This is a genomic window from Calothrix sp. PCC 6303, assembly GCF_000317435.1.
Classification (GTDB): Bacteria; Cyanobacteriota; Cyanobacteriia; order Cyanobacteriales; family Nostocaceae; genus PCC-6303.
This window is the reverse complement of sequence record NC_019751.1, coordinates 1-21,848: the sequence shown is the minus strand read 5'-3', so window position 1 is coordinate 21,848 and position 21,848 is coordinate 1. Positions and strand designations below refer to the sequence as shown.

At 40.4% G+C, this 21,848-nt stretch carries 20 protein-coding genes and 1 tRNA gene; 3 read left to right on the top strand and 18 right to left on the bottom strand.

Translation table 11 applies throughout. The features are described 5' to 3' along the window. Positions 1-88: 88 nt before the first annotated feature. From CAL6303_RS00100 to CAL6303_RS00050, 11 genes are all read right to left on the bottom strand, one after another. Positions 89-1,705: an MFS transporter gene (locus CAL6303_RS00100; protein WP_015195790.1), complete on the bottom strand. Its 1,617-nt coding sequence runs from the start codon at positions 1,703-1,705 to the stop codon at positions 89-91. Beyond that, positions 1,689-2,600, bottom strand: a complete 912-nt coding sequence (gene recO, locus CAL6303_RS00095; protein WP_015195789.1) for a DNA repair protein RecO — start codon at positions 2,598-2,600, stop codon at positions 1,689-1,691. Before recO ends, CAL6303_RS00100 begins: the two co-directional genes overlap by 17 nt. Before the next feature lie 62 nt (positions 2,601-2,662). Continuing rightward, positions 2,663-3,343, bottom strand: coding sequence for a deoxyribose-phosphate aldolase (gene deoC, locus CAL6303_RS00090; protein ID WP_015195788.1), 681 nt, complete (start codon positions 3,341-3,343; stop codon positions 2,663-2,665). 314 nt (positions 3,344-3,657) lie between these two features. Beyond that, positions 3,658-5,097 (bottom strand): YcjF family protein, encoded by a 1,440-nt coding sequence (locus CAL6303_RS00085; protein ID WP_041740040.1) that lies wholly within the window; start codon positions 5,095-5,097, stop codon positions 3,658-3,660. Between the two features lie 261 nt (positions 5,098-5,358). After that, positions 5,359-5,435, bottom strand: a tRNA-Met gene (locus tag CAL6303_RS00080). Between the two features lie 48 nt (positions 5,436-5,483). Then, on the bottom strand, positions 5,484-6,431 hold the full coding sequence (locus tag CAL6303_RS00075) for an asparaginase (protein WP_015195786.1): 948 nt from the start codon (positions 6,429-6,431) through the stop codon (positions 5,484-5,486). Positions 6,432-6,545: 114 nt separating this feature from the next. Continuing rightward, on the bottom strand, positions 6,546-7,046 hold the full coding sequence (locus CAL6303_RS00070; protein ID WP_015195785.1) for a CGLD27 family protein: 501 nt from the start codon (positions 7,044-7,046) through the stop codon (positions 6,546-6,548). Then, positions 7,043-7,501 carry a ribosome silencing factor gene (gene rsfS, locus CAL6303_RS00065; protein WP_015195784.1) on the bottom strand — a complete coding sequence of 153 codons (459 nt, stop codon included), beginning with the start codon at positions 7,499-7,501 and terminating at the stop codon, positions 7,043-7,045. The genes CAL6303_RS00070 and rsfS overlap by 4 nt, the downstream gene beginning before the upstream one ends. 601 nt (positions 7,502-8,102) lie before the next feature. Continuing rightward, the gene (locus CAL6303_RS30120; RefSeq protein WP_158333116.1) at positions 8,103-8,264 is read right to left on the bottom strand and encodes a hypothetical protein; all 162 of its coding nucleotides are present in this window, start codon (positions 8,262-8,264) and stop codon (positions 8,103-8,105) included. Positions 8,265-8,534: 270 nt separating this feature from the next. Continuing rightward, on the bottom strand, positions 8,535-9,887 hold the full coding sequence (locus tag CAL6303_RS00055) for a glycosyltransferase family 4 protein (RefSeq protein ID WP_015195783.1): 1,353 nt from the start codon (positions 9,885-9,887) through the stop codon (positions 8,535-8,537). Positions 9,888-10,441: 554 nt separating this feature from the next. Continuing rightward, positions 10,442-11,443: an anti-sigma factor antagonist gene (locus tag CAL6303_RS00050; protein ID WP_015195782.1), complete on the bottom strand. Its 1,002-nt coding sequence runs from the start codon at positions 11,441-11,443 to the stop codon at positions 10,442-10,444. 220 nt (positions 11,444-11,663) lie between these two features. On the opposite strand from CAL6303_RS00050, the gene CAL6303_RS00045 reads away from it, so the two are divergent. Beyond that, complete coding sequence (locus CAL6303_RS00045) at positions 11,664-12,461, top strand: 7-carboxy-7-deazaguanine synthase QueE (RefSeq protein ID WP_015195781.1); 798 nt, start codon at positions 11,664-11,666, stop codon at positions 12,459-12,461. A 334-nt stretch (positions 12,462-12,795) separates the two neighbouring features. Here CAL6303_RS00045 and CAL6303_RS00040 read toward each other — a convergent pair whose 3' ends face one another. Beyond that, entirely contained in the window at positions 12,796-13,443 is a 648-nt protein-coding gene (locus CAL6303_RS00040) for a DUF3318 domain-containing protein (protein WP_015195780.1), read from the bottom strand. A gap of 75 nt (positions 13,444-13,518) precedes the next feature. Continuing rightward, a complete protein-coding gene (locus CAL6303_RS00035; RefSeq protein ID WP_015195779.1) occupies positions 13,519-14,076 on the bottom strand; it encodes a hypothetical protein in 558 nt (185 codons plus the stop codon). Between the two features lie 205 nt (positions 14,077-14,281). Between CAL6303_RS00035 and CAL6303_RS00030 the strand changes: the two genes are divergently transcribed. After that, complete coding sequence (locus tag CAL6303_RS00030; protein ID WP_015195778.1) at positions 14,282-15,286, top strand: alpha/beta hydrolase; 1,005 nt, start codon at positions 14,282-14,284, stop codon at positions 15,284-15,286. A gap of 348 nt (positions 15,287-15,634) precedes the next feature. On the opposite strand, the gene CAL6303_RS00025 is transcribed toward CAL6303_RS00030, so the two are convergent. The 4 genes from CAL6303_RS00025 to CAL6303_RS00015 form a co-directional block, all read right to left on the bottom strand. After that, positions 15,635-17,692 (bottom strand): ribonuclease catalytic domain-containing protein, encoded by a 2,058-nt coding sequence (locus CAL6303_RS00025; protein WP_015195777.1) that lies wholly within the window; start codon positions 17,690-17,692, stop codon positions 15,635-15,637. A gap of 249 nt (positions 17,693-17,941) precedes the next feature. After that, positions 17,942-18,157: a 30S ribosomal protein S18 gene (gene rpsR, locus CAL6303_RS00020; RefSeq protein ID WP_015195776.1), complete on the bottom strand. Its 216-nt coding sequence runs from the start codon at positions 18,155-18,157 to the stop codon at positions 17,942-17,944. A 2-nt stretch (positions 18,158-18,159) separates the two neighbouring features. Continuing rightward, a complete protein-coding gene (rpmG, locus tag CAL6303_RS28875; RefSeq protein ID WP_015195775.1) occupies positions 18,160-18,354 on the bottom strand; it encodes a 50S ribosomal protein L33 in 195 nt (64 codons plus the stop codon). A 43-nt stretch (positions 18,355-18,397) separates the two neighbouring features. Continuing rightward, positions 18,398-18,943: an RDD family protein gene (locus tag CAL6303_RS00015; RefSeq protein WP_015195774.1), complete on the bottom strand. Its 546-nt coding sequence runs from the start codon at positions 18,941-18,943 to the stop codon at positions 18,398-18,400. Positions 18,944-19,140: 197 nt separating this feature from the next. Between CAL6303_RS00015 and glp the strand changes: the two genes are divergently transcribed. Continuing rightward, on the top strand, positions 19,141-20,391 hold the full coding sequence (glp, locus tag CAL6303_RS00010) for a gephyrin-like molybdotransferase Glp (protein ID WP_015195773.1): 1,251 nt from the start codon (positions 19,141-19,143) through the stop codon (positions 20,389-20,391). Between the two features lie 76 nt (positions 20,392-20,467). On the opposite strand, the gene dnaA is transcribed toward glp, so the two are convergent. Further along, positions 20,468-21,835 (bottom strand): chromosomal replication initiator protein DnaA, encoded by a 1,368-nt coding sequence (gene dnaA, locus CAL6303_RS00005; protein WP_015195772.1) that lies wholly within the window; start codon positions 21,833-21,835, stop codon positions 20,468-20,470. Positions 21,836-21,848: the final 13 nt, after the last annotated feature.

The following is a 21,848-nucleotide window of genomic DNA, read 5'->3' as shown; positions in this document are numbered from 1 at the left end:
TATTTGAAAACAGTTTAGCATGAAAGCACAAGCTTTTAATCAGCGTGAGTTCCTGCTAATTTAGTTAAATATTGTATTGAGTAAGTAGTTATTCCCCGCTACCATACCAGGTAAATGCACCTCCGAGGAAAACTATCATTGATAGGGCAAAAAAGACTATTCTTAATCCCAAGAAGGCTTCAGCGATACCAGCTAGAGCCAGGGGCAGAGATAGGGCAATATTAATCACGTTATTTTGTAATCCGAAGACTTTCCCACGCATTTCAGCGGGGGTTTCGGTTTGGATTGCGGTTTGGGTAGGGATACCGATTAATGCCCCAAATATACCAACTAAGGTGATTAAACCTAACACTATGAATAACTGTTGAGTGAAGATAGCAAGTCCTGCCAAAGATACAGCCATTCCCAAGCATCCATATAAACTTAGTTGTCTATGGGAGAAACGCTGACCAAACTGACCTATGATTATAGCCCCTAGTGCGATACCAACACCACCTGCTGCCAGGAGAAAGCCAAATTGTTGGGGTTTTAGGTTGGGAATAATTTCAGCCATTCTCACAGCTAAGACTGTTAAAGCTGCAAATACTGAAAACAGGAGAACTAATTGGATTAAAGAATTACGGATTTGTTTATTGGTTTTGAGGTAGCCAAATCCGTCTTTTAAATCAGCAAAAACGTGAGGCTTTTCTAGGGTTGCGTCTTGGGGTTTTTCCTTAGTAATTAAACATAGCAGAATTAATCCTGCGATCGCATAACTGCCTCCCACCACTAATTCCTTACCTAATCCATCCATACCACCAAAGTTTGACCAGATTTGATCTGCTGCTGCTAACAATGGTTCTCCCACTGCAAACCCAACTATTACTGATGCCATCATGGTGGTGGTATACAGCGAATTTGCTGATAGTAAATCTTTTTCTGGAACTACCAACGGAATAGCTGCTTGTTCTGCGGGGGCAAAGAACTGTGTCAGTGTCGAAACTAAAAAGGTGACTCCCAAAATAATCAAAAATCCCACCGGCAGCACCCCCACTGGCTGCCAATCGTGGGTAAACCACAGTAATGGGGGGATAGCTAGAACCAAAATTCCTCGAAAAATATTAGTCGATACTAACACGGTTTTTTTCGACCAACGATCGACAAAAACCCCTGCCAAAGAACCAAATAATACTGCTGGAATTGTAAATGCCATCATCAATGCTGACACCCAGCCACCAATACTACTTTCACCAGTTTGAAACTGGGTGTTAATCAGAGCAATCATCAATACTAAATAGACTTTATCAGCTAATTGACAAAAAACTTGTCCGCCCCAAAGTGCTAAAAAGTTGGAATTTTTTAAAACTGGTAAAAATCCCTGTTTTTCAGTTTCTTCTGAGTTTAATACTAGTTGTAAATTTGGTATTTTATTATCATTCTCGCCTTTAAAAGCATTCGATTTGTCATCTTGATGATGAGAATCTTCAGATAATAAATTTTCTGTTGATGCTTTTTCTGACGGATTATTGATATCTTTATTCCTGACAGAATCAGAAGTTATATTATTGTCTTGGGAAATATCTTTTGCTGACATTTCCTGATTGAATGGAGAAGAAGGAACCGCACTCAAATAATTATTTTTGGGTGGTGTTACTCGGTTAGATTTTGTAATGTGACTAGGTAATGGCGATAGGATTTTTCGATCCAAATCAGATGGTTGCATCATAATGGGCAGCAAAATAAGAATCAATTAGGGCAGCAGAGCGAATTGAGCGACCAAAATGGTACTGTGCATATTGGCGCAATATTTTTTCTATAGATATCCAATTACTATTATTAGCGATATCCAGCACAAGAGTATCTGTTTGTGATAGTTGCTGAAGTAGTAACAGTTCCCCAGCCTTGAGACGTTTAGTTAAAGGTGGTAATTCTTGTTGATGAAAAATAGTTTCCCAGGAAGTTGGTAGCAATTCCATCGTGGTTGTAATTTTCGAGTCATCTTCCCTTGCCTGCTGTACTTTAATTGCTTCTAATTTCGCTTCTTCCCATGCTTTAATACTAACTGTTCCACCTGCGCTAATACTAAATCCTACCCGCCAGTTGGGGTCTTGAAAATTTATTATTAGTGGTTTTTGTGTCAAACAACAGGTTTGGACTTGCGGTGTAAAACCAGCTAGGGTTAAAAATTGAAACATAGCTTGCACTAGCAAGGCTAAAATCGTCACAGAATCGTTACTGGGTGAATCTTCCAACCGAGTCAGATGTTCGTTTAATAATTCGTAAAGTTCTTCTTGGGGTAGTTCACTGATAGCTTCACACAAAACTATCTCAGCTAAATACTGACTGGCAACTAACTTTAGTAAGTTTTTTGCCAATCCTGGGTAAGATTTTATAGTTTGTGCCTGAGTAATTTTGTCTAGAGTTTTTCCCTTGGCAATTAATAGCTCATTAACGACAAACATCGCACTACGTCCACCTAGACTGGAATTATGCTTCCTAGAACCGGGTGCGATCGCTTTCAGCAAACCAAATTCTTTAGTTAAAATTGTCACCAATCTATCCGATTCGCCGAATACCGTAGCCTTGAGATTAATTCCCGTGGCTTTGTAAGTTTTACTCATTTAATTATCAGCCATTAGCCATCAGTCTAAACAAAGTCAATCAAGCTTTTGATAAATCTTCCCTACTCCTGTTGCTTGGGATTACTACGCTGACGTAGTAAAGCAACACCATTAGAAGTTCCTAAGCGAGTTGCACCTGCCACTATTAAGTCTAGAGCTTGTTCAACTGTACGAATACCCCCTGAAGCCTTAATTCCTACCCTATCTTTGGCTAGTTCTTTGAGAAGTCGAACATCATCAACCGTTGCACCCCCATTCCACCCCGTACTAGTTTTGAGAAATTGCGCTCCTGCATCCATCGCAATTTCCGCCGCTAATCGCTTCTCAGTATCTGTTAATAGGGTTGTTTCTAATATAACCTTAACCGGTTGTCCTGTTTCCGCACAAATCTCAGCAATTTCGCGGTGCATTTTTTCCGTTTCGCCTGATTTCAACCAACCTAAATTGATTACCAGATCTAATTCTTTAGCGCCGTTTTCTACTGCTTCCTGTGCTTCATATAGCTTTGTTGCCGTAGTCACTGCACCAGTGGGGAAACCGATGACAGTACATACCTTTGGGTTTTTGCCATGAAGGAATTCTGCTGCTTGCTGTACATAAGTAGGATTTATACAAACTGCTGCAAAACCAAATCTATCGGCTTCTTCGCACCATTGCTGAACCTGTTGCAGGGTAGCAGTGGGTATCAGCAGCGAATGATCGATAAATGGAGCGATATCAATATCCGCATGATCTATTGCCATCGCATTACTCTAGCACTAATTGATTTAAATATCTTATCAAAACTTAAGACTATTTTAATAAATATCAGTTATGTATCTTGATGATTTGCTTCAAAGATGACATTTCACAAAATTGTAGAGACGTTATATGTAACGTCTCTACGGAGGTTTTCTGTTCAAATGAAAGGTAATAAGTAGTTCAACAAAATTAATTACACAAGATTAAGGCATGAAACCCTTATCCAAACTAGATCCTTGTGTGTAAATAATTCTGCACGATTACTTACCCTGATTTTTTGGACAAATGAAGCAGACTATTGAATTTCTATCTAGCTTTAGGCAGGAGTATGATCAAGAGTGATTTCAGTTTCCGGTAACAAGCGTTTTACTCCTTGCTGAATAAAACCTTGTAAGTAGGATATTTGCTGATTTTGTTGGAAGACATTTTGCAGGGTTTGACGGAGTTTATCCAGATTCAAAGCATTACCCGTATCGATGGCAATTTCCTGTGCTTGGAAATATTCTACCAAAGCTAAACCAGCAATTCTCGTTAGGTATGCTGCACTTACACCTTGGATGACACCACCAACTGCAAAGGTGACAGCATTACTTTTTAAAACTATACCGATTGCCTTGGTGGAAAGTTCCACCAAACCCAATTTCAGCATCAATCCACCCATTTCTGCGGCTACGGTTTTTGCCTGTTCTAAAGAAAACTTCTGCTGATAGATATTGCCTAAATCCATTACCATTTGGGCATTTATAGCTGCTGTCGCTAAAAGATCCAATGCTGGTACAGGATTGGCGAAGGCAGCAGCAGCAGCTATCCACTGATATTGTTCAGTTATAGGGGTTGCACGTTCCTTTCTGAGGGTATTGAGGCTATTTTTGGCTTCAAACTTCAACAATCTGGCTTTCCTAACTGTTGTTGCCCAAACTAACTGTTGTCCTTGTTGTGTTAAAACATCAAGCAAGTGTTGCTGAAGTTTTTCAGTATCAGGTGCTGGTTGTTCTAAGTATTCTTGAAAGGAACCGTCATCGCTATGTTGACGAACTTTAATAGGAAGTGGTGCTGCTGATGTGGTAATCACATTTCCTGACATCCGCTGTTGCAATGACAGGAAAATGCTGGTACGTTCGTCTGGTGAATATTGGTCTTGTTTATTAAAAACCAGTGTGGTGCGATGATTATTGGTTTTTAGCTGTTGGAGAAATTGATATTCGCTGCTGGTGATGTCACCGTTAACGAGAAACAGTACATAATCGTTGGAGGCGAATATCCCCTTGAGGTTAGTAGCATCTTGAATAAATAATGGGGCTGTTTCCTCAAAGCTAACTGCTTGGTTTATTCCTGGTTGCCAATTTGCGGCAAGGGTTTGAATTAGTGTGGTTTTACCTGTAGATTTGCCACCTGTGACAGCTAATTTTATTTCGTTTCTGTCAATTTCGGTTTCTAAATTACTAACTTGTTGGCGTAAGTTAGTTAATAGGGGGTGATTTTCGGCTTCGTTGGCTAAACAATTCACCACAACTTCAGCTTGAGAAATCTCCGATACTACAGTAGCGCGATCGCGTGGTAAATTCTCTACTGATTCTATGGTAGTTGGTACGCGGTTCTGCTTAAGGAACCACAAACCTCCACCAACTATAATTAAACTTAATAAACTTACTTCACCGACTTGGACAAGTGAGTCTTGCAAGCTACTAAATAGCCACAACACAAAGGACAGTCCCAGTCCTCCCACTAATATTGGTCGCTGCAACTTCACAACTATGATTCTCCATACGCTGGGATGATTTTCTTCCAGGATAGATCGAAACTTCAATGGTTACGGTTTCATCTGGTATTTTAAAGTATATTTTGGGTGGATCGAAAAACTTGTTAGAGGGTTTCAATTGGTTGAAGAAGCTTTATATCATGGCGGATGTGGCGGCTCTCCTCCGTCATTAACAATAATCCACAACCTATCCAGCCTACATTTATCCTAACAGCAAAACTCCACTACCATTTCAGTAGTGGAGTTTTGATTTTTATTTGGTGGCGGGAAGTGGATTTGAACCACTGACCTTCGGGTTATGAGCCCGACGAGCTACCAGGCTGCTCTATCCCGCGTCGTTTCGCGTCTTCAATTAATATAACCCAAAACTCAAAGTTTGGCAACTACAAAAACGATAATTCACCAATTACTTCTAAACGTGTGTATTTTCCTAGGTTCATAAACTTTTCGGATAGGGCTTCGGCAACGCTGGGAGTGATCCATCCTAATCGTTGGAGTAAGTGAATTGCAACGGCGTATTTTGCTCGTTTTGCCCCATCCATAACTTTGATCGCCAGTCCCATGCCTTCCCCGATGCGACTGAGACATTGAACACCTTCAGCCCCAGATTTGCTGACAATTTCGCCGGGAGTTAGGCGCATTAATTCCGTATCAAATTCCCCATCTCCAGCTACCATGGTGGAGTGGTGAGTCATAGCGCGGATAATGCGTTCCATATCCAAGCTGTTCCCTGATGCCAATTGAGCATACAAATCAGCCATTTGTCCTAGCTGCATCAAGTATGTGGGAACACCACAGTCATCATGAACAGCGATAAACTCGGCTGCTGGCATCCGCAGAAGTTCAGCAACTTTTGTTAAAATCAATTGCTGAACTGGGTGTTTTCGATCCAGATAGGTAGCTAGGGGAAAATTACGTTGTTGACAAACTGCCAGCATTCCCGCGTGTTTTCCGGAACAGTTATACTCCAGATTGCTACTTTTTCCTTGGGGAACCGGGCATTTGAGGGCTGTGGGGTCGATATCAGCCCGCCACAGCACATTAAACACTTGTCTAACTTGGTCGATTGTACCTTTATGGGAACTGGTAATAATTGCTAGGTCACGATCGCTTAAATTATAGCGTTCTAGAGTACCTGTAGTTGTGACAGCCAATGCTTGGAATGGTTTGAGTGCGGAACGGACAAATGTGGCAGTTTCTGCATTTCCCGCAACTGATAATATTCTTCCTCGATTGTCAGAAACTACAGCCTCAACAGTATGCTTAGATTCGATAATACCTTCGCGCAGCAGTCTAACTTCTATTGCAGCGGCTTGAGTTCGTTTCTTCATTTTTGATGATAAATTTTTTAGTCTTACCCCTGGGTATGGAAATTGTTGGAATTAGGATTTCCCAGCAATTTTGCGATTTTAATGATTTCGATTGTTATGGGAAGTTTTTTATTTTTATAAAGTTTGCCAGATGATTGTACCAGCAACGTATAGAGCCGCCAAGCCCAAAAAAGTGAGTTGCAGGCGGCGTAATATTGGTTGAAGTTGGTAAGAAACAATTAAGCGATCGCGTGTTAACACTTCTTGGGGTTTTTTCCAGGTTTGTCCATCGTACCACCCGGATTCCTCATAAAACACCACTGGACTCATTAAGCGATCGCGTACATAAATCCAGCCCAAATATAAACGCACTAAAATCAAAACCACCCCAATACTAGCCCCAGCCATCCCACTTAAGACAAACTCTGTCAAATATTTGTGAGGGGGAAAACTTGCAGCAGCAACGGGAATCGCAAAAAAACCCGTAATCCCGAAAATCCAGGCGATTTTCGTGATGTAATCCCACAAGCTAGCGGCACAATCACGAAATAGCCAAGCTGACTTTAACTGCTCATATTCATTTACAGGCTGTTGTTCGGTAGGAACTGGGCAATGGGAAACCGACGATTCCATCATATTGGCTGACTCCCATCATGGGGGGGCGAAAACTCAATTCGCTCTCCATGACCCCAAAAGGCTTCTAAATTGTAGAATTCCCGTTCTTTAGTCATCATCACATGAACAATCACATCACCATAATCATGGAGAATCCAGTTACCGTCAGCTTTACCTTCGCTACGTAAAGGACGACGGTGTAAATCTTCTTCAATTTTATCTTCTACTGAATCAGCGATCGCTCGTACTTGTACCCGCGAGTAACCAGTCATGACAACAAAATAATCAGCCAGGTACGATACTTCCGAAATCTTCAAAAGACAAATGTCAGCAGCTTTGCGTTCAGATCCAGCTAAGGCTGCACTCAAGGCTAGTTGAGCGCTACTGTCATTGTCATCGATTGATATGTTGTTGACTGTGTTATTTGTCACTGCAACGGATTGTGAGGGAAAATTTACTGGGAAGTTATCGGACATTAAGAATTAAGCCACCTGAATTTTTTGACAAAGATTAAAATCAAAATAATAATCAATTGAATCCTAACTGCGCCCTAGTTGCGTAATTAGTTTTTTTTGCATACTAGCAAAAAAAGTGATATTTATGGGCTAGATTTAACAATAGTTGGTTTTGACTTCCATTTTTGTGTAAACCAATTGCGCGTATTCACTACCCGTCGATGGGGTAAAATGAGGGTTTGCAACCAAGCCTTCAAGATGTAGTTACAACTAAAAGCCATCGCCTGATGTCAACTTTCCTGGGTAAGTTGCCAAAAATGTTTTAATTTTGGAATATCACCTCGTCCTGGTTCCAAAGTGTCTGTCTTCAAAAATATTTGGCAGGTAAAACCATCGCAAATCTTTTGCTACCAACAAGATTATACATCCAAGTAAGCTCATTCCTGGCTTCCCTAGAGTATGATTTGCAATTGCCTCTAATATTTCGGAATCTGTAACTCCAAAAGTAATAGGTGCTGCAATTACCCATACATCAGCATGAAGCAGACGGGGGTTGATCTGCGTAACTTGATCAATACCCCATCTGCTTCTACCATTTTCAGGAGTTGCTGGTGCGGAAAAACTATTTGGTTAAATCATGCGTCAAAGCAGATGTAGTAACCTGTTGTGGATTAACATTGTTAACACAACCCAGGTGAACCGCCATTTGCTCAACTCTCAGAATATACTGAATCCTAGCAGTTGAGACATTTGCGGTTAACCAAGCTAGGAATTTTTCGCCCATAGTGGGAATCTAGGTAATACCAATTGAAATAATGATTGCAACACATGCAACGGTAGAGACGTAGCACTGCTACGTCTCTACAAATATGTATCTGTCGCGTTGTTTTTTCAAATCGGTATAAGTTATTGGTTATTGGCTTTAGCAGGAATTAGGCAAAACTTTTGACAATAATGTCTATATCTTAATCTAAATTTTAACTTAAAAATGGTAGCTGTGAATTTTCCCTGTATTCGTCACCTCAGCCTGCATTCCCACCAAATAACCATAAAATTAGGGCTTAGTTACCACCTTTGATTCTCTAATTTCAGCATCATTAACCGTATAAAATACGGGTTCATAAGCAGGTGCCACAGTTAATGGGTGACGCACCATATTTGGTGTCGGCTTGGAAATATTCCGTTTAACCACAGCATTAAATAATGATTCATACTGATTCAAAGCATTATCAAAGGAATAATTTTCCACCGCAAATTTTCGGCTGTTATAACCTAGGGAATTTACCTGTTCGGGATTTTGATACAATTCCAAAATTGCTGCTGCTAAAGCTTCCGCATCCTCTGGTGGTACAACCACACCACCTTGACTATTACGAATAGCCCTTGCTGCTGTCCCATTATCGGGTACCGAAGCCACCAAAGCCCGACCACTAGCTAAAAGTACCTGAATTTTCGAGGGCATGTTGAACGAAATAACATTTTTCTTCTGCACCACCAAGCCAACATCAGCAGCGGCTAACATTTCCGGTAATTTTTCCCGTGGTTGGAAAGGTAGCAACAACACATTATCGGCACCATTGTCCTGACATTCTTGTTGTAAACGCTGTAAACCACTAGCTTCACCCACAATTACAAAAGTAATATCGGGAATGTGACGTAATTTACTAGCAGCTTTGACAACTGTCTCTAACCCTTGAGTCAAGGCAATATTACCGGAATACTGCACCACGAATTTACCTTGTAAATTGTGCGTCTCTCTAAAAGCATTTCCCTCTTTAGGCATTGGACGAATAAAATTAACATCAACCCAGTTGGGAATTTGTACCATTTTGCTTGCCTTGACACCTTTCTTCAGAAGGTTATCCACAAAACCATCAGCAATCACACTAATTTTGGTAGCAGTTCGGTAAGAAAACTTCTCTAAAGCTGTAAATACCTTAATTAGGAATTTACTCTTGATCAATCCCACATGGATTGCCGCATCAGGTAAAATATCTTGTAAATTTAGCACCACAGGACAACCAAAGATACCACCCAAAGCAGCAGCCGGAACACAACCTGGTAACGATGGTGATGTTGTTAAAATTACATCTGGTCTCCAACCGAGCAAAGCAGGTAAAAAGCTAGTGACAACAAAACTAGCATCCAGCATTACCCGGTCTAATAAATTTGGTTGCGGACGAATCCAAACGAAACTGCGGCGAATTTGCACACCATTTTTCTCTTCCTCAACAAACATCTTACCCCGATATGCTTCATAGATTTCTCGTTGGGGGTAATTTGGCATTGCTGTCACAACACGCACTTCATGACCACGTTTTACGAGTCCTTCAGCTAATTCCGTCATCAACGGGGCAATTCCAATTGGTTCGGGATAGTAGTTGTAGGAGTAAATTAAAATTCGCATAATAGTATCTTTTTGAATAGCTGTGACTTGTGGATTAAAAGATTTTTAAAGAAGCGATGTTACTTCTTAAAGTTTTTTGTGCGGTTAAACACCTGTAATCATAATTTTCTCTCCTGAATGAAATAATGTCTGTTGTTTTTCGTTGAAGATTGAATGAAATTTGATCAAGGTACATTCTGTAGGTGATGCTATTTTTGTTACACGTTTTTTTTCAGTAAAATGTTTTATTTGCGGGATACTTCTCAGTAGAATCTCTATAGCTAAATCTTGAATATATTTAGATTTAGTAATTATCGAGGCTCAAAAAAGAAAAATTATGAGAATTTCCATCCCTATTTAGCGGCTAGAAGAGCGTTTTAACAATATGTTCAGGTCTTTTAAAGTATCCCTTCATCGAACTGTTGAACTTACTAGTAGTGTTGGATCTTAAATTTGATGTTTTTAGGTAATCAACGATGATCAAAATCCCCCCAACTTGCTTCAAAAGAACAAAGAAGAGGGGATTTTAATTAAGATTCCAAGTTATTTAACCTGATATTACGTATAAATATCTTTTAGACTGCACCGCTTTTACGATCAAACAAAATGGTGATTGTTTTCAAAATCAGCTTCAAATCGTATATTAAGCTCCAGTTTTTCTGATATTGCAAATCCAAACGGATTACATCTTCAAAGCTACGGATTGTCGATCTGCCATTGACTTGCCATTCACCAGTCATACCTGGTTTAACATCCAAACGTTGCCATTCAGGTACTTCGTAACTACCGACCTCGTTAGGTGTGGGGGGACGAGTCCCCACTAAACTCATTTCACCTTTGAGAACGTTCCAAAATTGTGGTAGTTCATCTAGGCTAGTTCGTCGTAAAAACCGACCAACCTTTGTGACTCGCGGATCATTATCAATCTTGAAAAATGCCCCTTGAACTTGGTTTTGTTTTTCCAATTCTGCTTTTTTGGCTTCTGCATCAACACACATTGAGCGAAACTTCCAAATCTTAAACTGTTTTCCCATCCAGCCACAGCGAATCTGAGCAAAGAAAACGGGACCGGGATCGTTAATTTGAATTGCTAAGGCAATGGGAATCAACAAAATCCCCGTAATCACCAAACCAACCAATGCTCCAACAATATCGATAAAGCGTTTCATCCAAGACTTGATGGAAGGATGGGTGGTTGGTAATTGTTCTTCTAATTCGACGTTAGAGAGCAATGCAGTTGCTTCATTCGTTTCAATTGGAAAAACTTGATCAAGTCCTGTCAGATTTAATACTGCCATAACTTGAGGTGTGACGTTACGTAACATCATCTCAATGCCTTTTTCTTGGGTGAGTTTAAAATTACTCACCAAAGCACCTAAACCGCTGCTATCCATGAATGTTGTCTGATCAAAGGCAACAATGATTCGCTTGAGTACAGCGTTTGCTTTCATTAAATCTTGACAGATTTGCTTAAAGGCTACAGCCTCAAGTACGCTCAACCTGTGAGGTACCTGCACTATTGCCGAGTCATTCACATATGTGACTGGAAAATCTGCCTCTGCGGGTTGGCTAGTCATGAAACCTTGCACTTTCGTTGCTTTATAAATGTATTTTGCCCAAAATTATTGTTCCTAGCGAATATCCTAAGTATTTAGATTTTTAGATCTAATTAAAAATAAACACTAGTCAAGTGTGATGAAAAGAAAGTTCTTTAACAAGGATTCACAATAGAAAAAGAAATCAAAATTTGCCTTCGCTATATACTCCTTGAAAAACACATCCCTGTTGCCATCTCACATGATACAAGAAACGATTGATACACCCACCGCACGCCTGATTGAGGTCTTTTCTGCCATCCAAGGAGAAGGACTGAATGTGGGAACGCGTCAAATTTTTGTTCGTTTTGCTTTGTGTGACTTGCGTTGTCACTTTTGTGACAGCGCTCACACTTGGAATGCACCTGTTACTTGTCAGATTGAGCGTTCTCCCGGATTGCGAGATTTTGAAACTCATACTAATCCAGTTCCCTTACCTATATTAGTCGAATGGGTCGAGCGGCAAAATATACCTGGTTTACACGATAGCATTAGTATCACTGGTGGAGAACCACTACTTCATGCCCCATTTTTAGCCCAGTTTCTACCTAAACTCCGCTCGGTGACAGGTTTACCTATATACCTGGAGACTGGCGGGCATCGCCCAGAAAAATTAGCTAAGATTCTCCCATACCTTGATTTAGTTGGTATGGATTTTAAACTTCCTAGCACTAGTGGAGAAAGCCGTTGGCAAGAACATCATGCATTTCTCAAGCTCTGTGCTGAATCGCACCAGGAAGTGTTTATCAAGATAATTATTTCTAAAAATACGGAACCCTCTGAGTTGAAACAGGCGGCGGAATTGGTGGCTGGGGTAAACTCTACAATTCCAGTGTTTTTACAGCCTGTGACACCGTTGGGGACGAATGCACAGTTAACTGAGTTACCTGTACTTGCCCCAACTCCATACCAAGTTTTGAGTTGGCAGGCGATGATGAAGGAATTTATCAAAGATGTGCGTGTGATTCCACAAACACACAAATTTATTGATCAGCTATGAAATTTGTTGTTCGTTGACTCCCTAGTGTCCATCTCATAGTTTTACCAAACCAAAGGCTGATAATTTATGACCTTATGATGAAGCGAAACCTAAGTTTGTCAAAGATTTGATAGACTTTACTTTGGAGATAGCAACGTTTAAATTTTCCTTAACCTTTAAGTTTTAATCTACAGGAATGTACTGATAAAATTCCTGTAGAACATTAAAAAAAGATACGAGTTTTCTGTACGAAGTGTGGGTGTCTAGGGGTGTGGAAAGAAGATACGAAAAAGAAGCGATATTTCTAGGGAATATCGCTTCTCAACTAAATCTATAACAAAATCATTGTATAAATTTAATACATATCATTATCATTGTTTTCCTTTGATTTTCCACGTACTTTGTTCGCACTACGTTTCAGCGCCGACAATCGGGCTTCATACTTAGAGCGCTGACGTTTACCTGGTGTAGTTTCAATAAGGGTTTTCAAAGCACTACCGAGACTTTTGTAGGCATTGGGGAGAGTGTAACCGAATCTTTGGGCGAGTGCGATCGCTTTCTCATCCGCTTCGATTAATTCTCTGGCTACTTTATCACCACTGTTCTTTTGATATAGTCGCCAACCCGACACCCCACACAGTGCCATCGCCAAAATTAACAATAATCCATCCTGTACCCACAATTCACCAACCGCACCGCCCAAACCAATTGCCAGTGCAGCCATTTCCCAACCATCTTTGGGAATCGTGTCGTTTTGAATGCGGGCAACTTCATGCCAAAAAAGCAGATTCCGTTGATCAATTGCAAGGTTATCCCATTTCACCAAGTCAATCTGAACTTCTACTTGGTCTTTACCAATTTCTTCACAACGAATCAAGGAAGGATTGACATCAGTCGTACCTTCAACTGTGACCCAACTCTGCAATTCTGGCGGTAGTAAGCCCTTTAACCGCCGTAGTTCACTCATTTCCGCTTTGGCAGAGGAGGTTGCATAGGATGCCATAAATCCAGCCCCAGAAAATATTCAGTATATTAAGGGTATCACCTTGAAGTATAGCTATTTATTTAACGCTTCGGCTCAATCGCTAGGAAATCTTCCCCGCTTTTTTCTCGCTTCCATCGCTTTTTCTAGTAAGTCTAGCAAACCAGGCGCTTCTTCCTGAATGCTTAACAATAGTCTTTCCCCAAGTTCTACATTCCCTTGATCTTCACCTGTTTCCATTACATGTTGCAAGCGCGGCATTGCCACACCATCCACCAATTGAATTAAACCAGTTAAGCAACGGTTAAACTGTTTCTCAGTTAAAACCGAATCTTCTAAGGGAAACTCAATTATGGCACGAATTTCTCCATCAGATGGGTCATACTCCCACTGCAACATTTTGGTTTCCCAAGAAATTGCCAACATAGTTTGTAAGATTGCAGCTTTATGCGGATGTTCGTCTACTCCAGCCAAAACTTGGGGTGCGAATAAACGGAAAAATCGTCCATCTTCATCAAGTTGTACAACTATCAAAAAATCTTCGATGTTCTCAGCTTCAACTCCTGTAACTATCCGTTCATCTTCTTTTTCAACCTGGTATTCCCAGCCAAGATTATCTAAAAACTTGGCAATTTCATCTACATTTGTTGCCATAAAACCTCATAACCACCAGATACTTGAGCTATTCTCAACCAGACCTAGTTTAACTTGTTGAGGGTTATAAAGGAGAATTAGTAGCTGAATAATTTTTTGTAAATCATTTGCCAGGTTATTGACTGTCAGCAGCCGATAATCTGACTATTAATTAGTAACTGCTAAGGAGATATAATATGCAAGTTAAAATTTTCACCGATTATATATGTCTTTTCAAAGTGATGACTACACTATTGCTAAAAATGATCTTCTTGAGAAGATAAAATTGCAAGAGATTAATTTACCATTAAAAAACTCAGCTTGCAGTTCCCAATTATTTCTCCATCCCCAACCTACAAATAAAGTCTGTATTTTCTTCCATGGATTCACCGCAGCACCCTATCAATTTAAACCATTAGCAGAGGTTTTATTCAATTGTGGTTACAATGTTTTAATTCCTTTATTACCAGGTCACGGTATCGCTGGAAATTGGAATAGCCGCAATCCTCCTCCTTTGCCAACTCAGCCAGAACCATATCAAGATTTTGCTCATCGTTGGTTACAGATTGCTCAGAATTTTGGCGATCAAGTTATTATTGGTGGATTATCTGGTGGAGGAGCTTTAGCTGCATGGTTAGCATTAGAATATGCTCAGGAAATTCACAAAGTTTTATTATTTTCACCTTATTTAAGTAGTAGTAATAATATTCTAGATTTATTCGTACAAATATTACCATTTTATATAAGCTGGGGTCATCGGAATAATTCTCCCAACTTTGGTTATCAGGGGTTTAGAATGCCAGGTTTGGAGGTTTTTGCAGATCTTGGTCAATATGTTTTAAAGCAAGCACAAAATCGCAAGTTACCGTCAATGTTTATTATTTCCAGTGAAAGCGATAAATCCATAGATAGTAAAGAGTTAGTATCTTTGTTTGAATCAAGCTTGATGTATCAACAGAAGTCATGGTTTTTCTATTTTGATAAGTTTTTTCAGGTTCCCCACACGATGATGACTAAAGCTGAAGGTAATCGATATCAGGATTTATTAATTACGATTGTGAAAGCTTATATCGAAAGTGATGTTAGTTGGCGTGATTTACTCAGAATTGGTGATTTGATATTGGAAGGCAAAAGATTTGAAGTTGCTATCAAGGAGTTGAAGCTATTAAATAGGGTTTCTCCAGATTTAGCGGTTTTATTAGCTGTTATTAATAAGGAAGTTCTGGTTTAAGAAAATTGGAGGGTTTAATTCTCCGAAAGTCTCAATAAATTGTAAGTGAGTGGTGAGTAGTCAGTAGCGAGTGGGGGAAAACCGCTTAGAGGATGTTTTAAAAGTGGTATTTTGTACCTTTTATGACATCATGAGCTGACGTATACCAAGGCGGATGAAAATAGAAGGTGAATGTATCTATTTTGATAGCCATCGAACTTTTATTTTCAAGTCAGATAAGCAATAATAAACACAACTTCTTGAAAAATATTTTTAAAGGGAAAGTCACCCCAAATGTTTGTGCTTACCCCTATTCGCTACTGACTACTCACTCCCCACAAGCACAATTTTCAACAGTGATCTACTTAATTAATTTGCTGTACTTTCCTGATAAATAATTTCTTGGAATTGAATAATATCTTTTTGTGGATCGGCTAAACCAACTTTGACTAGCAATTGCTCACCTAAAGTTGCTTCCCGCTTGAAGAACATTGGTAATTGTACACCCAAATCTTCGAGGAGAATTAAGGCTAAACCGCTGTCTTCTCGCAGCCACATCAGGACTGTTACTTGCCATATTTTATCAGGATGACGGCGCAGGTACTCTAATGACCAATATCGATTGGTTTGACGTTCTACCATTGTCACTTCCTGAGCAGTCCCAATTACAGTCATCATTACATCCCGAAGTTGATCGGCGGAAAAAGGTAGTTGTTCTCCCCGCAGATGTGCCTTAATTTGGAAGTGGGTGAGCAAATCGCTGTAACGTCGAATTGGGGAGGTCGCTTGGGTGTATGTATCTAAGCCTAAACCTGAGTGACGCACGGGAGTAATGCTCATTTCGCTCTTAGGCATACAACGCCGCATAGCGCAAGCCCTAACAAAGCCAGGGGGCAACAGCATTAATTCCTGTTCGGGTGGTAGTTCTGGTTGTGGCTGACCCCGGAATGGTAGAGGAATACCATGTTCTTTACCATAGCGGGCGGCGACTTCGCCAGCCACGATCATCATTTCTGCTACTAACTGCCGAGAGTGAGAATCATCCATCAGATCAATGCTGATTTCGTCATCTTTGACTTTAATCATTGCTTCGGGCATGTTGATACTGATGGCACCTTGAGTGTATCTCCATTTGCGACGCTTCTGCGCCCATTTAGCGATCGCTTCTATTTCTGGTTCCGCTTCCACACCCAAATCCAGCATTTCATCGACATCTTCATAGGTGAGGCGATATGTCGGTTTAACTAAGCTGGTGTGGATGCTGTATTCTGAGACAGCCCCATCATCGTCTAAAATTACGGCAAAACTTAAGGCATAGCATATTTGTCCTTGTAACAGGCTCATAGGTCCTGTTGCCAAGAGTTCCGGGAACATTGGTACCATTCCCGTTGGTAAGTAAACTGTACTGCCGCGTTTGCGTGCTTCTAGGTCTAAATCACCTTCTGGAATCAACCAACGAGTCGGATCGGCTATGTGAACCCACAAGCGATCGCGTCCATCACTTAAGCGTTCCCAACTCAGCCCATCATCAATTTCTGTGGTACTCTCATCGTCAATTGTATAAACCTTGAGGTGTGTCAGGTCTAAACGATCCCGATCTCGATCGGGTGGATGTGATTCCAAAGACTGCTGCGCCACTTCTATCACCTTAGTAGGAAACTGTACCGGGATTGCGGAACGACGCAAAAATAAGTTTTCGTTAACACTCCACAAACCTAAATCCACTAAGAGTTGAAATGCACCCTGGGGAGTTGCTGGTCGTCCCAGCATATTCATGGTTTCTAAGACTGTAGCAGGTGGGGGATACGCACGGGATACCTGGTCATAGTTAACACCCGGTTTACCTACATCTGCCAGTAAGGTTGCATACTTTTCTAAGGCTTCGAGGCGATGGCGATCATGACGTTCCCATTCCACTGCTTCGCCTTTTAACGCGGCTGCAACTCGCAGTAAAAATTCTTGCTGTCCTTTTGCCTTCAGGGCTTCCACTTCTAGCTGATGCTTTCGTTCTGCTACCTGTGCAGCGGTTCGCGGTTCGTAAACATCTTTCTTCTGCTTGAAGTAGATTTTGTCATCCGACAACAAACAATGTGCGGCATAGCATAGAGGTGGTTTTGTTTCCGAAAACAGCAGATTTGCTAATTCTTTGGGGTTTACAGTGTCCCCATCTTCAACTAATAATTCCCAAGCCACTTCCAGACTCGATGGATCGGCGATATAGGGCTGTATTTCTGCTAAAAAACCAGGGATTTGCGATGATAGGTAAGTCTGTCCTGTGACGGCGTAAGTCACCTGTTGAGGCATTAGACTGTGGGCTTGCCCCCGTTCATCAATTACAAACCAACGGGTTTTACCGTCGGGACGGTCTACTATTCCCAAACGGCGATCGCTTCCCACCCGAAATTCTACTAATGTCCCCTTCTCCACAAGCTTCGCACTATACTAGTAAATATTTTACACTCAGACTTCGCTCAGTTTCGGCTTTGTCAAGTTTCGACTTCGCGCAGTTTTGGCTTCCCTCAGTTTTAACATCAAGCGGAGCCGATATGTTAACAACTTACTCCAACAGTTAGAGTTAGGAGTTAGGAGTTCGATTCATTACCATAAAGGAAAATTATCGCTCTACTCCTACGAGGAAGCAAGCTACACTCTTAACTCATTACTCTTAACTAATTCTTAGCCTTCAGCGTTGATAAATGGCAACAGAGCCATAATCCGCGCACGTTTGATTGCTAAAGTCAATACTCTTTGTTGCTGGGTGGTTAATCCAGTAATCCGACGTGGCAAAACTTTACCCCGTTCGGTAATGAACTTACGTAGCAAGTCCACATCTTTGTAATCGATTGGATCTCCTGGCTTAATTGGCGAAAGCCGACGACGATAGTAACTCATTCCTACTTAATTTCCTTGTGAACAGTATGTTTATTACAGTGAGTACAGAACTTTTTCAGTTCTAAACGGTTGGTGGTGTTACGACGGTTTTTCATACTTGTATACCGCGAAACACCGGGAGAACGTTTATCTGGATTGGTGCGACATTCGGTGCATTCTAATGTCACCACAATTCGCACGCCTTTACTTTTAGCCATAATCTTACAAACACCAAAGCCTGAAGAGAATTAACACAAATCCCTATTTTTGCATATTCCGACGCAAACTACCAACTATTCTTTTGATTTTGATATCAAGAGAATAGCCACGACGCGACGAAACTACCATCGTATCAGCATAACGATCGTGCAATGCTTGCCGCAGCATGGTATCGCTAAAAGCAGCAGCACAATCGATTGCTAGGGGAATTACTAGCAGTATAGCAGCCGGATTTTGGATAATGTTATTTAGGGCAGTTGATGCTAAAACTGCCCCAAAACCAATAATAGCCTCTCGTTTGCCTAACATTAATAAATCTGGAATCCTTCCCCGCTCAAATTCCAGCACTTTCATGTCCAAAGCCCATTTTCCTAGACTTTGCCCTTGATTGTTGTAAGGTACAATTACTCGCAAAATTGACCACAGGAAAATAAATATAAATATTTGGAGAAACTGGATACCAACACTACCGTTACCAAAAAAAGAACTAGCAAGCCAAGCACCGAAAAAATCAATTGTCCATGCAGCAGCGCGTCTGGGAAAATCGACTCTGGGGTATTGTTTTGGGGGAATACGTTCGATTGACATAGGGAGTAGGGGAGTGAAGGAATGGGGGAGGGAGGAGTGGAGGAGTGGGGGAGTGCTAAACCTATCTGTGGGAGTTATGTATTAATTTAATAAAACCTTCTGTTGCCTGTTCCCCATTCCCTGTTGCCTGTCATATCACCAATGAATTTAATTTGTATAGCTACTTATCAGTAATTTCGTGAAACTTTAGAAACAATATGCTTTCAGTTCAAGAAGCCGAAACCATTATTTTTAATTTAGTCCAAGTTCTAGATCCTCGAAAAGATGTAGAAAAGGTTGATATCTCATCCGCATTAGGGCGCATTTTGGCAGAACCTGTTATTGGTAATTTAGATTTTCCCCATTGGGATAATTCGGCAATGGATGGTTATGCGGTGCGATGGGAAGATGTGGAACAGGCAAGAGACGATAAACCAGTTGATTTAGAAATTATTGGCGAAATTCCCGCTGGATATCCACCCAAATTAAGATTACAACCAGGGGAAGCAGCAAGAATTTTTACGGGTGCAGTTATGCCTGATGATGCTGACACAGTGGTGATGCAGGAGGTGACACGACGGGAGGAAAACCGGGTTTGGATTCAAGCGGCACCATCTAAATGTCAAGCTTTTGTGAGGAAGCAAGGGGCTTATTATCAAGCAGGGCAAGAATTATTACCAGCCGGAATTGTGATTCAAGGGACTGAAATAGCAATACTGGCAGCATTGCAAGTTAAAAGCATCAGTGTTTACCGAAAGCTTAAAGTAGCTATTTTTTCTACAGGTGATGAATTAGTAACAGTAGGGCAGACTTTACAACCTGGACAAATAGTTGATTCTAACCAGAATGCGATCGCATCATTGCTCAAACAGCTAGGAGTTGAGGTTGTAATATTGGGAATTGTACCCGATCAAGCAGGAGATTTAGAGGTAGCGGTGAAAAATGCGATTTCCTCAGATATAGTTATCTCTTCTGGTGGTGTATCGGTGGGAGAATACGACTATGTTGAGGACGTTTTGACATCATTGGGTGCTAAAGTCCACGTTGAATCTGTGGCAATGAAACCAGGTAAACCCCTTACCGTTGCTACTTTGAAAAATCTTCAAAATCAACAAGTTCTCTATTTTGGTTTGCCAGGAAATCCTGTCTCAGCTTTGGTGACATTTTGGCGATTTGTCCAACCTATGATTAAAAAGCTTTCTGGACTCAGTGATGGTTGGCAACCTATTTTTATCAAAGCCAAAGCGCGGCAAGAATTGCGCTGTGATGGTAAACGTGAAAGTTATGTTTGGGGCAAATTACGTTTAGTTGATGGTTTTTATGAGTTTGATGTTGCTGGTGGTAGTCAAGTTTCAGGAAATCTAATTAATCTTGCCCAAACCAACGGTTTAGCTGTATTGAATTGCGGACAAACGCTGATTTCACCAGGGGAATTGCTCAAAGTTTTGCTAGTTCAGAATATTTGTTAGATAAAATGGGACTCTTGATGATGTAAATTTATGTTAAGTAGTGCAAAGTATGTGCTAAGTCTCCAGTGTTACCTGTTTAAGTACGGTTGATCATGTTTATGCGATCGCGTAACTTCTGTAATGTCTGTGCCAGCGCTTGATCGGTTTTTTGCAGTTGAGTAATTTTGTCACAACTATAGATCACAGTGGTATGGTCTTTCCCGCCAAATTCTTCCCCAATTCTCGGTAAACTCAAATCAGTGTGCTGACGCATCAGATACATTCCAATTTGTCTTGCCCAACTGATTTCTCGACGACGGGAATTACTTTTTAAATCATCTAAAGATATATTAAAAACATTACTAATAATTGAGAGGATTGTTTCTGGGGTTGTGGCTACTTTTTCCTGACGCGGTTGTAGAATCGGACTAATACTATCAACTGTCATTGGTAAACCCCAAATTGAAGTGTGGGCTAATACCCGAATTAATGCACCTTCTAACTCTCGAATATTAGAAGTATAACTAGAGGCAATATACTCAATCACATTTTTTGGTAAACGAATATTTTCATACTCAGCTTTGTTTTGCAAAATTGCCATCCGCGTTTCTAAATCAGGGGTTTGGATATCAGCAATTAAACCCATTGAAAACCGTGAACAAAGACGTTCTGATAAACGACTAATTTGATTTGGTGGTCTATCTGATGCCAAAACTACTTGTTTTCCCGATTCATGCAAAGTATTAAATGTATGGAAAAACTCTTCTTGAGTATATTCTTTATCTTCAATAAACTGAATATCATCAATTAATAAAACATCAGCTTCTCGATAATGTTCTCGAAAATTTTGCATTTTATCTTGACGAATTGCTGTAATCAAATCATTGGTGAATTGCTCGGTCGATACATAAAATATCTTTGATTTTGGATCAATTTCCAGACGATAATGACCAATTGCTTGCATGAGGTGAGTTTTTCCTAAACCGACACCACCACACAAAAATAAAGGATTAAATTCCTTACCAGGTGATTCGGCAACTGCCAATGCTGCGGCATGTGCCATTCGATTATTGGCACCCACAACAAAGCGAGAAAATACATATTTTAGATTTAAATTAGTTTTTATTTTTGGTTCTTGATGGATTTTTAGTGAATAATCTAATAATTCTGGTAAATGCTGTATATCTTTTTCCTGATTAACTTGAATTTCATCACCTTGGGCAACGGTTAAATAAATATCAACTGGATGTCCAATGATATCTTGCACTGCATTGGCAATGATTTTTAGGTAATATTTTTGTAACCAGTTTTTGGCAAACGGGTTTGGAGTCCGAATCACCAAACAATTATTCTCTAGTTGTTCGGGAGTAGCTGTTTTAATCCAAGTTTCAAAAGTAGGTCGTGATAGTTCTATTTGCAGTCTTTCTAATACCTGAGACCAGAGGCTATCTAGAGAAATTTCCATAACTCATATAATA

What these genes read in the sequence shown, in the direction of transcription:
- CAL6303_RS00100 (WP_015195790.1), bottom strand. Translation starts at nt 1,705, where the DNA reads ATGATGCAACCATCTGATTTGGATCGAAAAATCCTATCGCCATTACCT.
- recO (WP_015195789.1), bottom strand. Translation starts at nt 2,600, where the DNA reads ATGAGTAAAACTTACAAAGCCACGGGAATTAATCTCAAGGCTACGGTA.
- deoC (WP_015195788.1), bottom strand. Translation starts at nt 3,343, where the DNA reads ATGGCAATAGATCATGCGGATATTGATATCGCTCCATTTATCGATCAT.
- CAL6303_RS00075 (WP_015195786.1), bottom strand. Translation starts at nt 6,431, where the DNA reads ATGAAGAAACGAACTCAAGCCGCTGCAATAGAAGTTAGACTGCTGCGC.
- CAL6303_RS00070 (WP_015195785.1), bottom strand. Translation starts at nt 7,046, where the DNA reads ATGATGGAATCGTCGGTTTCCCATTGCCCAGTTCCTACCGAACAACAG.
- rsfS (WP_015195784.1), bottom strand. Translation starts at nt 7,501, where the DNA reads ATGTCCGATAACTTCCCAGTAAATTTTCCCTCACAATCCGTTGCAGTG.
- CAL6303_RS30120 (WP_158333116.1), bottom strand. Translation starts at nt 8,264, where the DNA reads ATGGGCGAAAAATTCCTAGCTTGGTTAACCGCAAATGTCTCAACTGCT.
- CAL6303_RS00055 (WP_015195783.1), bottom strand. Translation starts at nt 9,887, where the DNA reads ATGCGAATTTTAATTTACTCCTACAACTACTATCCCGAACCAATTGGA.
- CAL6303_RS00050 (WP_015195782.1), bottom strand. Translation starts at nt 11,443, where the DNA reads ATGACTAGCCAACCCGCAGAGGCAGATTTTCCAGTCACATATGTGAAT.
- CAL6303_RS00045 (WP_015195781.1), top strand. Translation starts at nt 11,664, where the DNA reads ATGATACAAGAAACGATTGATACACCCACCGCACGCCTGATTGAGGTC.
- CAL6303_RS00040 (WP_015195780.1), bottom strand. Translation starts at nt 13,443, where the DNA reads ATGGCATCCTATGCAACCTCCTCTGCCAAAGCGGAAATGAGTGAACTA.
- CAL6303_RS00035 (WP_015195779.1), bottom strand. Translation starts at nt 14,076, where the DNA reads ATGGCAACAAATGTAGATGAAATTGCCAAGTTTTTAGATAATCTTGGC.
- CAL6303_RS00030 (WP_015195778.1), top strand. Translation starts at nt 14,282, where the DNA reads ATGTCTTTTCAAAGTGATGACTACACTATTGCTAAAAATGATCTTCTT.
- rpsR (WP_015195776.1), bottom strand. Translation starts at nt 18,157, where the DNA reads ATGAGTTACTATCGTCGTCGGCTTTCGCCAATTAAGCCAGGAGATCCA.
- rpmG (WP_015195775.1), bottom strand. Translation starts at nt 18,354, where the DNA reads ATGGCTAAAAGTAAAGGCGTGCGAATTGTGGTGACATTAGAATGCACC.
- CAL6303_RS00015 (WP_015195774.1), bottom strand. Translation starts at nt 18,943, where the DNA reads ATGTCAATCGAACGTATTCCCCCAAAACAATACCCCAGAGTCGATTTT.
- glp (WP_015195773.1), top strand. Translation starts at nt 19,141, where the DNA reads ATGCTTTCAGTTCAAGAAGCCGAAACCATTATTTTTAATTTAGTCCAA.
- dnaA (WP_015195772.1), bottom strand. Translation starts at nt 21,835, where the DNA reads ATGGAAATTTCTCTAGATAGCCTCTGGTCTCAGGTATTAGAAAGACTG.